Annotated in this window: 7 protein-coding genes and 4 tRNA genes; 6 read left to right on the top strand and 5 right to left on the bottom strand. The window is 63.5% G+C overall.

Annotation, left to right across the window (positions count from 1 at the left end):
* Window positions 1-396: 396 nt before the first annotated feature.
* Both lpxH and AC0Z2B_RS25685 read right to left on the bottom strand, forming a co-directional pair.
* Window positions 397-1,116, bottom strand: a complete 720-nt coding sequence (lpxH, locus tag AC0Z2B_RS25690) for a UDP-2,3-diacylglucosamine diphosphatase (RefSeq protein WP_476300379.1) — start codon at window positions 1,114-1,116, stop codon at window positions 397-399.
* Window positions 1,113-1,616, bottom strand: coding sequence for a peptidylprolyl isomerase (locus tag AC0Z2B_RS25685; protein WP_416425836.1), 504 nt, complete (start codon window positions 1,614-1,616; stop codon window positions 1,113-1,115). Before AC0Z2B_RS25685 ends, lpxH begins: the two co-directional genes overlap by 4 nt.
* Before the next feature lie 214 nt (window positions 1,617-1,830).
* Between AC0Z2B_RS25685 and AC0Z2B_RS25680 the strand changes: the two genes are divergently transcribed.
* On the top strand, window positions 1,831-3,537 hold the full coding sequence (locus AC0Z2B_RS25680; protein ID WP_416425835.1) for a glutamine--tRNA ligase/YqeY domain fusion protein: 1,707 nt from the start codon (window positions 1,831-1,833) through the stop codon (window positions 3,535-3,537).
* A gap of 9 nt (window positions 3,538-3,546) precedes the next feature.
* Entirely contained in the window at window positions 3,547-4,929 is a 1,383-nt protein-coding gene (cysS, locus tag AC0Z2B_RS25675; RefSeq protein WP_476300377.1) for a cysteine--tRNA ligase, read from the top strand.
* 53 nt (window positions 4,930-4,982) lie between these two features.
* Here cysS and AC0Z2B_RS25670 read toward each other — a convergent pair whose 3' ends face one another.
* Together AC0Z2B_RS25670 and folD are read right to left on the bottom strand one after the other, a co-directional pair.
* Entirely contained in the window at window positions 4,983-10,634 is a 5,652-nt protein-coding gene (locus tag AC0Z2B_RS25670) for an NEL-type E3 ubiquitin ligase domain-containing protein (protein WP_476300375.1), read from the bottom strand.
* A 147-nt stretch (window positions 10,635-10,781) separates the two neighbouring features.
* Entirely contained in the window at window positions 10,782-11,636 is an 855-nt protein-coding gene (gene folD / locus AC0Z2B_RS25665) for a bifunctional methylenetetrahydrofolate dehydrogenase/methenyltetrahydrofolate cyclohydrolase FolD (protein WP_416425830.1), read from the bottom strand.
* A 279-nt stretch (window positions 11,637-11,915) separates the two neighbouring features.
* Between folD and AC0Z2B_RS25660 the strand changes: the two genes are divergently transcribed.
* The 4 genes from AC0Z2B_RS25660 to AC0Z2B_RS25645 all read left to right on the top strand — a co-directional run bounded on the left by AC0Z2B_RS25660 (window position 11,916) and on the right by AC0Z2B_RS25645 (window position 12,367).
* Window positions 11,916-11,992, top strand: a tRNA-Arg gene (locus AC0Z2B_RS25660).
* A 32-nt stretch (window positions 11,993-12,024) separates the two neighbouring features.
* Window positions 12,025-12,100: transfer RNA gene (locus AC0Z2B_RS25655), tRNA-His, on the top strand.
* 55 nt (window positions 12,101-12,155) lie between these two features.
* A tRNA-Leu gene (locus tag AC0Z2B_RS25650) sits at window positions 12,156-12,240 on the top strand.
* A gap of 51 nt (window positions 12,241-12,291) precedes the next feature.
* A tRNA-His gene (locus AC0Z2B_RS25645) sits at window positions 12,292-12,367 on the top strand.
* A 502-nt stretch (window positions 12,368-12,869) separates the two neighbouring features.
* Here the strand turns inward: AC0Z2B_RS25645 and AC0Z2B_RS25640 are convergent.
* Window positions 12,870-13,001, bottom strand: a complete 132-nt coding sequence (locus tag AC0Z2B_RS25640) for a hypothetical protein (RefSeq protein WP_416425829.1) — start codon at window positions 12,999-13,001, stop codon at window positions 12,870-12,872.
* Window positions 13,002-13,067: the final 66 nt, after the last annotated feature.

The following is a 13,067-nucleotide window of genomic DNA, read 5'->3' as shown; positions in this document are numbered from 1 at the left end:
GCCCTGCTACAAAAATCCCGTAGCAGTGGCCGCAGGCCGCGTCTGAATCGCCGCGCCGTTCCAAGGGATTTCGCGAGGTAGCCGGACGCGGCCTTTGGCCGCTGCTACGTAGCAGCGGCGGCAGGCCGCGTCTGAATCGCCGCGCCGTTCCAGGAATTTCGCGTGGTAGCTGGACGCGGCCTTTGGCCGCTGCTACGTAGCAGCGGCCGCAGGCCGCGTCTGAATCGCCGCACCGTTCCAGGGGATTTCGCGAGGTAGCCGGACGCGGCCTTTGGCCGCTGCTACGTAGCAGCGGCCGCAGGCCGCGTCTTAAACGCCGCGCCGTTCCAGGAATTTCGCGGGGTAGGTGGACGCGGCCTTTGGCCGCTGCTACGTAGCAGTGGCCGTCAGGCCGCGTCAGAACGGGAATGCCGCCAGCGACATGCCCTGTTCATCCACCTGCAACGCCCAGCCATCCTTGTCCCAATCCCCCAGCACAATCCGCCGCGCGGGCGCATCGCCCACGTGCAGTTTGTGGATGGCCGGGCGGTGGGTGTGGCCGTGGATCAAGGTGTTGACCTTGTACTGCGCCATGATCCGTGGCACCTCTTCAGGCGTCACGTCGACGATGTCGTTGGCCTTCATGCGCGTCTGTGCGCGGCTTTCGCTGCGCAGCTTGCGCGCCAGCTTGTGGCGGGTGCGCAGGGGCAGGTGGCGCAGGATGAACAGCGTCAGCGGGTTGCGCAGGATACGGCGCATTTTCATGTAGGCTTCGTCGCGGGTGCACAGGCTGTCGCCGTGCATCAGCAGCACCGGCTCACCGTAGAGGTCGACCACGCTGGGGTCTGTCAGCAGGGTGGCGCCGGCCGCCTTGCAGAAGCGCTTGCCGATCAGGAAGTCGCGGTTGCCGTGCATCAGGAAGATCTTCGTGCCGCTGTCGCTGAGTGCGCGCAGGGCCTCGCCGATCGAATGCTGGTAGGGGCTCATGCCATCGTCGCCAATCCAGGCTTCGAAGAAGTCCCCCAAGATATAAAGAGCGCTCGCCGAGCGCGCGCGCCCGGCGAGAAACTCCAGAAACGCCCGGGTAATGTCCGGGCGTTCTTCCTGCAGGTGCAGATCGGAGATCAGCAGAATCACTCAATGATCTCGGCTTTCTCGATGACCACGTCTTCTACCGGTACGTCCTGGTGGCCCGACTTGGAGCCAGTGGCCACGCCCTTGATCTTGTCGACCACGTCGTTGCCTTCGATCACTTCACCGAACACGGCGTAGCCCCAGCCTTGCACGGTCGGTGCGCTGTGGTTCAGGAAGGTGTTGTCGGCGACGTTGATGAAGAACTGCGCCGAAGCCGAATGCGGCTCCATGGTGCGGGCCATGGCAACGGTGTACTTGGTGTTGGAGAGGCCGTTGTTGGCTTCGTTCTGGATGCTTGGGCGCTTGTCTTTCTTTTCCTTCATGCCTGGCTCGAAACCGCCGCCCTGGATCATGAAGTTGCTGATGACACGGTGGAACACGGTGTTGGCGTAGTGGCCAGCGTTGACGTACTCGATGAAGTTGGCCACGGTTTTCGGGGCTTTTTCAGCGTTCAGCTGCAGCACGATGTCGCCGAAGTTGGTAGTCAGTTTTACTTTGGACATTTCAGGATTCGCTCTTCTTTAGAGAATTTGGCGGGTCGTTTATAACCCTGACGCGCAGTTTACAGGTCGCGATACGCATTTCGAGGCTGTTTTTTCGCAGACGGCCGGCGAAACCCGGCAGACTGGCCTGTCAGCGACTTGACAGCTTCGGCTATGATAAGCGCTTTGATTTAGTCGGCCTACCCATGGCCACAGGTACGTTTTCAAGGATCCTATGAGCAAGCCCACCGCCGATAACGCTCCCAATGCCGCAAACGCCAAAGGCGCGCCGGTAGTTCCCACCAATTTCCTGCGGCCGATCCTGCAGGCCGACCTGGACTCGGGCAAGCACGCCAGCATCGTCACCCGCTTCCCGCCGGAGCCCAACGGCTACCTGCACATTGGCCACGCCAAGTCGATCTGCGTGAACTTTGGCCTGGCCAAGGAACTGGGCGGCGTCTGCCACCTGCGCTTCGACGACACCAACCCGGCCAAGGAAGACCAGGAATACATCGACGCCATCGAGCGCGACGTGAAATGGCTGGGCTTCGACTGGGCCGGCGAAGTGCGCTACGCCTCGCAGTATTTCGACCAGCTGCATGACTGGGCCGTCGAGCTGATCAAGGCCGGCAAGGCCTACGTCTGCGACCTGACCCCGGAACAGGCCCGCGAATACCGCGGCAGCCTGACCGAGCCAGGCAAGAACAGCCCGTTCCGCGAGCGTGCGGTGGAAGAGAACCTGGACCTGTTCGCGCGCATGAAGGCCGGCGAGTTCAAGGACGGCGAGCGCGTGCTGCGTGCCAAGATCGACATGGCCTCGCCGAACATGAACCTGCGCGACCCGATCCTGTACCGCATCCGTCATGCCCATCACCACCAGACCGGTGACACGTGGTGCATCTACCCCAACTATGACTTCACCCATGGCCAGTCCGACGCCATCGAAGGCATCACCCACTCCATCTGCACCCTGGAGTTCGAAGGCCATCGCCCGCTGTACGACTGGTTCCTGGACAACCTGCCGGTGCCCAGCCACCCGCGCCAGTACGAGTTCAGCCGCCTGAACCTGAGCTACACCGTGACCAGCAAGCGCAAGCTCAAGCAACTGGTCGACGAGCAGCACGTGCATGGCTGGGACGACCCGCGCATGTCCACCCTGTCGGGCTTCCGCCGCCGTGGCTACACCGCCGCGTCGATTCGCAACTTCTGCGAAATGATCGGCACCAACCGTTCCGACGGCGTGGTGGACATGAACATGCTGGAATTCAGCATCCGTGACGACCTGGACCGCAACGCCCCGCGCGCCATGTGCGTGCTGCGCCCGTTGAAGGTCACCATCACCAACTACCCCGAAGGCCAGGAAGAAACCCTGGAGCTGCCACGCCACCCGAAAGAAGACATGGGCATGCGCGTGCTGCCGTTCGCCCGCGAGATCTACATCGACCGCGACGACTTCATGGAAGAGCCGCCCAAGGGCTACAAGCGCCTGGAGCCAGCCGGTGAAGTGCGCCTGCGCGGCAGCTACGTGATCCGCGCCGACGAAGCCATCAAGGACGCCGACGGCAACATCGTCGAGCTGCTGTGCAGCTACGACCCCGACACCCTGGGCAAGAACCCCGAGGGCCGCAAGGTCAAGGGCGTGATCCACTGGGTGCCGGCCGCCGCCAGCGTCGAATGCGAAGTGCGCCTGTACGATCGCCTGTTCCGCTCCCCAAGCCCGGAAAAGGCCGAGGAGGGCGCAAGCTTCCTGGACAACATCAACCCTGATTCGCTGCAAGTGCTGACCGGTTGTCGCGCCGAGCCATCGCTGGCCCACGCACAGCCGGAAGACCGCTTCCAGTTCGAGCGCGAAGGCTACTTCTGCGCCGACCTGAAAGACACCCAGCCTGGTCGTCCGGTATTCAACCGTACTGTCACCCTGCGCGACTCGTGGGGCAGCTAAGGAATCATCGTGCTATCGATCTACAACACGCTCACCAAGAGCAAGGAAGTCTTCAAGCCGCTGGACGGCAACAAGGTGCGGATGTACGTGTGCGGCATGACCGTGTACGACTTCTGCCACATTGGCCATGGCCGCAGCATGATCGCCTTCGACCTGGTGACCCGCTGGCTGCGCCATAGCGGCTACGACCTGACGTACGTGCGCAACATCACCGACATCGACGACAAGATCATCAACCGCGCGCGGGAGAACGGCGAAAGCTTCGACGCCCTCACCGAACGCATGATCGCCGCGATGCACGAGGACGAAGCGCGCCTGAACATCCTCAAGCCGGACCTGGAGCCGCGTGCCACCGACCATATCGTCGGCATGCACGCCATGATCCAGACCCTGATCGACAAGGGCTTCGCCTACGCACCGGGCAACGGCGACGTGTACTACCGCGTCGGCAAGTTCGTGGGTTACGGCAAGCTGTCGCGCAAGAAGATCGAAGACCTGCGCATCGGTGCCCGCATCGAAGTGGACGAGGCCAAGCAGGACCCGCTGGACTTCGTGTTGTGGAAAGGCGTGAAGCCGGGCGAGCCAAGCTGGGAGTCGCCGTGGGGCCCGGGCCGTCCGGGCTGGCACATCGAGTGCTCGGTGATGTCGACCTGCTGCCTGGGCGACACCTTTGACATCCACGGCGGTGGCAACGACCTGGAGTTCCCGCACCACGAGAACGAGATCGCCCAGAGCGAGGCCGCCACCGGCCAGCAGTACGCCAACGCGTGGATGCACTGCGGCATGATCCGCATCAATGGCGAGAAGATGTCCAAGTCCCTGGGCAACTACTTCACCATTCGCGACGTGCTGGCCAAGTACCACCCCGAGGTGGTGCGCTACCTGCTGGTGTCCAGCCATTACCGCAGCTCTATCAACTACTCGGAAGAGAGCCTGAAGGAGTCCAAGGGCGCGCTGGAGCGCTTCTACCATGCGCTCAAGGGCCTGCCGAGCGTGGCCGCCGCCGGTGGCGAAGAGTACGTGACGCGTTTCACCGACGCCATGAACGACGACTTCGCTACCCCCGAAGCTTGTGCGGTGCTGTTCGACCTGGTGCGCGAGATCAACCGCCTGCGCGACAGCGACCTCGACGCCGCCGCCGGCCTGGCCGCGCGCCTGCGCGAGCTGGGCAGCCTGCTGGGCGTGCTGCAGCTGGAAGCCGATGACTTCCTGCGCGCCGGTGCCGAAGGCAAGGTCGACGCCGCTGAAGTCGACGCGCTGATCGCCGCGCGCCTGGCGGCGCGTGCTGGCAAGGACTGGGCCGAGTCGGACCGCATCCGTGACCAGCTGACCGCCATGGGCGTGGTGCTGGAAGACGGCAAGGGCGGCACCACCTGGCGCCTGGCCGACTAAGCAGCATGCTGTACAAAAAAACCGGCCACTTGGCCGGTTTTTTTGTGTTCAGGTCATGGCTTGTCCTGCTGGTTGGTGAGCTGCATGACCAGCTTGCGTTCGTTGGCCAGCAGCTGCTGGTCGAGCTTCTTGATGCGCTCGCCGATCTGCTCCATGCTCTCGTCGGGGTAGCGGTCGGTCAGCGCCAGCACCTGCGCCTCGTAGTCGTTGCGCACCGCCTGGAAACGCTCTGCGTACGCCTCGCGCAAGTACTCGGTCCAGAACGACTGGTCGGCGGCGAAGTCGAGGAACGGCTGGCCTTGCTCGCTACGGCCCACTTCGCTGCGGGCCAGGTTCAACTCGCCCGGGCGTAGATCGGCGGAGCCTTCATACAGCATGCGTGATGGCGGAATCGGCAGGTCCAGGTCCTGGGCCAGCTGCAGGCGATACGCCAGGCGCACTTCGGCCTGGTCGCGGGCGCCAGCGTTGCGCATCGCCAGGTCATCCAGCGCGTTGAGGCGGAACAGCCGCCGCACCAGTTGCTGCAGCTGAGGCCCGCGGCTTTCGCCGGTGATGCTGCGGGTGGCCTGGCGGATGAACACCTGCACTTCCATCTGGTTGAACGCCAGGCGAACGCCGTCCGGGCAGGTCGCGTGCTCGGCCAGCAGTTGCAGGGGCTCCTCGGCCATGCCGTTGAGCAGCAGGCACAGTTCATCGTCCGCGGCTGCCTGCTCCAGTACGGTCCACACCCGCTGCGCCAGTTCAGGCCGGGTCCTGGCACTGCGGTAGTCGGCGGTCTGGCGCAGGCGCTCGATCAGGTTGAGCAGGTTGGGCGCGTTGTCACTCCTCTGGAGGGTTTCCCAGGTCTGGCGTAGCGAATCATGCTGCTCCGCCGCCGCTGGCAACCAAGGGTCGGCCGTGGGGGCTTCAAACTCATTGGCCAGGCCGGGGCTGTGCACCGAATGCTGCGAGGTGGTCGAGCCTGGGGTGTCCGAGCTGTGGGACTCGCTCTGGGTCAGCTCGGCGATGTCGTCGGGCAGGTCCATGTCAAAGGAGAAGGGGCGGTAGTAGGACTCCGACACGTGGGCGCGGCGCATGGTCTCGTGGTCCAGGGGGTTGCCGCGCAGCTCGATGGTGGTGTGGCCGGTGTCGCGGCGGTGGTTTTCCAGCAGATATTCGGGTAGTTCGATCAGGCCGTTGTCGCGCAGGTTGACCCGGCCCAGGTAATCCGGGATCAGGCTGTCCAGCCACTGCGGCCAGGCGGTGATGCCCATGCGTTCCAGGCTCAGCAGGTCGAGATTGCGGTTGCGCAGCGCCGAGACCTCGGTGATGGTGCCCAGGGTGTTGCCGTCCAGGCTCAGTTGCTGCAGTTCGGGGATCTCGGCGAAAAAATCCATCGCGGCCTGGTCGATTACCAGCCCCTGGTCAATCAGGTTCAAGCTGCGCAAGGATGGCAGTTCCAGGAGCGCCGCCGGCAAACCGGGCAGGGGAGTCGGCGTGCCGTCGATGGTCAGGCGCTCCAATTGTGGGAAGTCGCGTAGCAGTTGGTTCAACTGCGCACTGCTGGCAATGGGTTCGTTGAGCTGCAGGTCCAGTACTTCACGGTAGAAGAAGGCCGGCAGGGCGTGGGGGAACTCCGCTGCTGACGCGCCGTTGAGCGCAAGCACTGGTGCTGCGTTTTCGGTGGCCAGCGTGCGCCAGAATTGGGTGATGGTGTGGCTCACCGTGCGTCGGGTGGTCAGGGTCGTCTCACTGGGGGGCGCTGATGAGCTGGAGGCGTCACGCCAGTCTGCCACGGCCCGCTGCAGTTCTCGTTGTTGCGCGATGCTGGCTTCGACGCTGGCGCGCGGCAGGTCGGTGTCAAAGGTGTAGCGGCCGCCGGGCTGTTCGCTTTCGATGGCGGTGCGCAGGGTTTCGCGGTTCAGGCGGTTGTCGGTCAGCACCAGGCGGGTGCTGCGGCCAGTGCCGGTAGGGTTCTCCAGCAGGTGGTCGGGCAGGGCCAGCAAGCGGTTGCCGCGCAGGGAGATTTCAGCGGTGTGGTCAAGCAGCGCCGGGCTGAACAGGTCGGGCTGGAACTCGCTCCATTCATCGCTGAGGGAATCCAGGCCGAGGTAGTCCAGGTTCAGGTTGGAAAAATCCAGTGGCTCGTAGAAGCGGTTGCCGCTCAGGTCCAGGTGCCGGAGCTGGGCAAGGCTGCGGATCTCCCGCAGGCGCGTGCTGCCAATCGGCAGGCGCAGGTTCACCAGCCGCAGTTCGGTCAGTTGCGGGTAACGTGAGGCGATCAACGTCGTCCAGTCGCTGAACAGGCTGTAGGGGCCCAGGGCGCCGCCTTCGTTGATGCTCACGGCAGTGACCTGCGCGAACTGGGCGAAGAAGCCCTCCACGGTGTCGCGGTCGCGCTGGATTGCGTCCAGCAAGGCCAGGGACGGGCGACGTTCAACCGGGCGCACGCTGCGCAGGTCGAGGTGTTGCACGCGGTCGCGGACGAAGCTTGGCAGATCGGCCGGGAAATCATCGAGGTACACCGCCTCCAGGCTCAGCGTGTCGCCAGCCGGGGTGGCGTGCGGCAGACTGCTGGTGCGCCAGAACTGCTGCAGTGCGTCGCCGATGCGCTGGCGGCTGAGTTGGCGTGCCGGGGAAAGGCGCTGGCTGGCGGAATCCAGCGTCCATTGATCGAGGTGCGCCTGTAACTGGCGTTGCTCGTCGAACAGTTGGTTGAGCCGCTGGTCAATGGCTGCCCGGTCCAGGCCCTGGGCGTAGAGCTGGTCGAGGATGCCCTGGGCGTCGCTGTCCAGCGCGGCTTCCAGTTCCAGCAGGCGTATTTTATCCAGCAGCGATTCTTCAAGGATGATGCGCGGCGTTTCGCTCACAGGCATGCCGGCGCGGCCATCGGCCAGTTCCATGGGCGACTTGGCGCCCGGCTTGTCCGGGGTCATCTGCAGCAGCTCCTGCACCTTGCGCCGGGGCAGCAGCGGGGCATCGCGCACTACGCTGATGGGTGCAGGGTGGCTGGGCGAGCAGCCGGGCAATGAAACGGCCGCCTGTTGTTGCACCAGCGTGCTGTCGGGTGTTTCCACCGAATCCAGATACAGGCCTTCATAGGCGCGGGCAACCCGCAGCTTGGCCTGGTAGGCGCGCGCTTCGCCTGCCACCCGTGGCGGCAGGCTGCGGTCGTTACGCATCAAGGCCTGTTCCGCCGCGGTGGCGTGGGTGGCCAGCTCTTCGGCGACCGTTACCGGCAGGTCGGGGAAATGCGCCTGTATGAATGCGGCCAGCGGGTCGGCTGTCACTTGCGAAGCCTGGTAGCGCCGGGCAAACAGTTCGCCGCGGTAAGTGGTGGCGTTTTCCAGCAGTTGCTGGCGCAGGATGAGCCTGGCATAGGGGCCGGGTTCGCTGCCCAGCAACGCGTTGACCTCGTCGGGGTGCAAGCTGTCGAGCACCACTTGCAGTGCGTCGGACTCATTGGCGTAAACAATGATGGTTTCGTCGTGGGCGCTTGTGAACTGGCGGATCACCCTGCCATCCGGGCTTTCCAAGCGTAAGGCCTTGCTGCTTGGCCAGCGCGGGTGCTCGGCCAGCAGCTCCAGCAGCAGCTGCGGATCGGCCGGCGGCTGCGGGGCTTCGAGCTGGGTGATGACGGTGCCCAGATCCTGGTCGAGCTTGAAGCGTTGCAGGGTGTCCTCCAGCAGTGCGGGCGGTTGTTCGGCTTCGGCCAGGCACAGGCGCAGCGTCGCTTCGTGGGTGTCGCTGACGCGCATGATGCGCCCGGCCGTGGTGTCGGAAATGCCGTCGGTTACGGGCCCCAGCTTGCGGAACAGGTCCGGCCCCTGCCAGGTGTGTGGCGTGTCGGCCTCGCTGATCCAGCTGCCCTTGCCGTTGGTGCGCAGTGGTGGCTCATAGCCGCCCACCTTGCTTGGGTGCTCCAGGCGGTAGGGCAGGCCGTCCTCCGGGGCCTTGACGCAATAGACGCCGTCGTCGCGCTTGAGCCATTGCTTGCCCTCATGGTTGTACAGGCCCTGGTTGTCGGGCCTTGCCGAGGCTGGCAGTTCGACTTCGTGCTGGTAGGGCGCAATATCAGGTTTCCACAGCCGTGTGACGCCGTTGGGCAGGGGGATCTGCTTTAGCGTGCTGATGACTTTGGGCAACACATATCGGGTGGCGATGTAGCCCGCGCCGGCAAAGGCGGCCAGCATGGCGACGTTTTCCGCCACGCCCAGGAAGTGGCCGATGGCGGCTTCCTTGTCGCCTTCCAGCAGGCTCTCGAAGCCTTCGATGGTGTTCCAGCACAGCTCCACGGCGGTCATCACCAGTAGCGCTTCGCCAAGGCCGGGTACGAAGAACGCGGCCACGTTCAGGGCCATGAAAAATTTGCCCTTGATGTAGTCGGCGTGCTCTTGCTGGCTTTTGCGGTCCTCGGCTTCGGTGGTGACCAGGTGAAACAGGCCGTCATCCTTGAGGGTGTCGACCTTGTGCCGCACCAGCTCCTCAAGCAGGAAGTCCTCAAAGGCCGTGGCCCTGGCCTTGATGTCGGCATCAAGGTCGCTGCCCGCTACCCAGCGCTGGTTGGCGTTGTCCCAAGTCTTGGGGTGTAGCGCCGTGTCCAGTTGGTGAAACAGCTTGGCCCGCTCGCGGGCTGGCACGAAGCGGGCGAGAAACTGCAGGTAGCCAGGCTTGAACAGGTTGGCGCGCAGGGCGCTGATAAACGCCGGGACCGAGGGGTAGGTTTTCAACGGTGTGAACGGGTCGTCCGGGATATAGACCGTCACGCGCACCGGCTGGTCTGGCAGGGTGCTGGGTTCCCGCACCAGGATGATGCCCTTGAGCACGGTCTTGAACAGCCTCAGGGAATGGCAGCGGCTGGAGCTCTTGTTGTGTGCGACCTTGATCATGTCCTCGTGGGTGCCCTGGTCGATGTCCCCCTTCATGTAGGCGATGTGGGCCTGCAGCAGCAGCGACGAGCGTTCGAACAGTTTCATCTTCGCCGTGCTGTTAGCCAGCGCGGTGCCGGGGGCGTCGCCTGGCCGGTAGCTCCAGTTCAGCGCCACCTGGATCTGTTCCTGGTAGCGCTGGCCCAGGTCCAGCTCGCGGCACAGCTGGGCGAAGGCGTGGGCTGGAATGCCTACCGGCGTGCCGCTGATGGTGAGGTTGTCGATGCTGAAACCCATGTAGATGTCGGCCTTGAGGTCGCCGTTGTCCATGCCGTGGCGCTCGGCGTCCTTGGCTTCGAAGTTCTGCATGGCGGCCTGCAGCAGCGTGGAGGTTGCCGCGTGCATGGCCTGTTCGCGACGCGCCTTGCGGTCGGCGTTGAAAGTCGCAAGGTCGACGTCGGCCTCGTGGCCAAACTCGTAGGTCGGCGGCACGACCACGCGTTGGGCGTTGAACAGGAAGGCCTGGGTGCTATCGATGTCTTCATCGAAGCGTCGCTTGATCGCCTGTTCCAGCAGTGGGCGGGCGAAGGCTTCGGGGGACGGAATGCGCGCCATGATGGCGTTGACCTGCTCGGTGTCGTGGCGATGCAGCAAGTGCGCCTGCTGGAATTGCGCTACCACGTCCGGCGTGTCCCGCAGGGCCTTTTCATACCAGGTCATGGGCGGCAGGGGCTTGCGCTTGATGGCGGCGTGGAGGTCCGGGTGGACCTTCTCCATCCAGCCTGGCAATTGCCGCTTGAGCAGATCGTAGTGGGGGGTGGTGCGGATATCGAACGTCGAGGGGGTGTCGCGCAGCATGGTCATGGCCCTTTGGCTGGTTCAAAGGGCGGCATTGTGTTTTTCCCTGCCGGGGCAAGGGTGCTCAATAGTTATGGGTGGCGCGGGTATAAAAAAACGCCGCACCCGGTAACGGTGTGCGGCGTTTTTTCAAGGCTGGGCAATCACTCAGGCATGCAGCGTTTCGCAGGCATACAGGGTGTTTTCCAGCAGGCAGGCACGGGTCATGGGGCCCACGCCGCCCGGCACCGGGGTGATCCAGCCGGCGCGGGGCAGGGCGGTGTCGTACACCACGTCGCCGACCAGCTTGCCGTCTTCCTGGCGGTTGATGCCGACGTCGATGACGATGGCGCCTTCCTTGATCCACTCACCCTTGACCAGGCCAGGCTTGCCGGCGGCCACCACCACCAGGTCGGCACGGCCGACGTGGCCAGCCAGGTCCTTGGTGAAGCGGTGGGTGACGGTGACGGTGCAGCCGGCCAGCAGCAGCTCCATGGCCATGGGGCGGCCAACGATGTTGGACGCGCCAACCACGACCGCGTTCATGCCGTACAGGTCCTGGCCGGTGCTTTCCAGCAGGGTCATGATGCCTTTCGGGGTGCACGGGCGCAGCAGCGGGATGCGCTGGGCCAGGCGGCCGACGTTGTAGGGGTGGAAGCCGTCCACGTCCTTGTCGGGGCGAATGCGCTCCAGCAGCTTGGACGCGTCCAGGTGCTCGGGCAGCGGCAGTTGCAACAGGATGCCGTCGATGTCGGCATCATCATTGAGGCGGTCGATCAGGCTTTCCAGTTCCAGCTGGGTGGTCTGGGCAGGCAGGTCGAAGGCCTGGGACAGGAAGCCGACCTCTTCACAGTCTTTACGCTTGTGCGAGACATATACCTGGGAAGCAGGATCGCTGCCGACCAGGATCACGGCCAGGCCCGGGGTGCGCAGGCCTTGCTGGCGGCGCTCGGTGACCCGTTGGGCGATCTGCTGGCGCAGGCTGGCGGCGATCGCCTTGCCGTCGATTAGTTGTGCAGTCATGTCGCGTGGTTAACCATCGAGAGGGAAGAAAATGTGCGCGCATTCTCGCACGCCGGGCGCGATGGGCAAAGGCGCTTGGTCCGACGATTCCGCTAAGCCCTTAAATAAAATGAATTTTTTGCAGAAAAAGATTGACGACCCTACCGACCGTCTATAACATTCGTCGCACTTGTCGGGCAGAGCCTAGCACTGGTGAAGAAGGTCAGGCAGAGTTGAGTATTTAACTCCGCAGGACTGAAGCTTAAAATTTGTAGTCGTCACAGAATGCAGATTAAATAAGCGCCCGTAGCTCAGCTGGATAGAGCATCCGCCTTCTAAGCGGATGGTCGCAGGTTCGAGTCCTGCCGGGTGCGCCATTAGGCAGCTTTGGCACAAGTAGCGCAATATGGTGGGCGTAGCTCAGTTGGTAGAGCACAGGATTGTGACTCCTGTTGTCGTGGGTTCGATCCCCATCGTCCACCCCATATTTCGAAAGGCGCCTGATGAAAGTCTGGCGCCTTTGCTTTAAAAGCTTCACATGCGGACGTGGTGAAATTGGTAGACACACTGGATTTAGGTTCCAGCGGCGCAAGCTGTAAGAGTTCGAGTCTCTTCGTCCGCACCATTCAAGCTGTATCGCCCCGTTTGTAGTGGGGCACTGCAACACCGTTTTATGGTGGGCGTAGCTCAGTTGGTAGAGCACAGGATTGTGACTCCTGTTGTCGTGGGTTCGATCCCCATCGTCCACCCCATATTTCGTGAAAAAGGCGCCTGATGCGAATCAGGCGCCTTTTTTGTTTGCGTGAGATTAAGTGTGGCTTGATCCTTCGTCTCACGCCGTCAGGCCATGGTGCAGCGCAAAAACTGTAGCAGCTGCCGCAAGGCGGCGTCGCGCCGCGTGGGCGGCGCTCGATCTCAAGAGCGGTAGAAGAATCAGGGCCTGCCCCTTTGAGGCATGGCGCGATTTCACCCCGGGTGTGGCGGGGAGGGGGCTGAAGGTCCCCGCTGGGGACTGCGTCGCGCTCACCGGATGCTCGCCGATGTTGTTTAGTTGCTGTTGGGGTCGAGCGCCGCCCGCGCGGCGCGACGCAGCCTGGCGGCAGCTGCTACATTCGTTGCAACGTGCCATGGCCAAGTGGAGAGGCATCGCTGGCCTTGTCTGCCCGCTTTGGGTCAATGGGCGGCAGGACTTTTCACCAGCCACAAAAAAGCCCGCCTTCTTGCGAAAGGCGGGCTTCTTTATTCCTTCAGCGATCAACGATACCAGCCGCGATGGTAGCCGCCACCGCCGTGGCCGTGGTCCGGGAAGATGATGCACCCGGAAGTGCTGAGGATGGCGACGGCTGCCAGGGCTGCCACGGTAAGTTTGGTGAGTTTGTTGAACACGGTTGTCTCCTGATGTCGGGGGTAATGCGCCCGTTCTGATGTATCAGACATCGAAATTTTGTAACT

The organism is Pseudomonas sp. GYB4201, from assembly GCF_056312595.1.
Note: the sequence above shows the minus strand (reverse complement) of the source record. Positions and strands in the feature narration are given on the sequence as shown.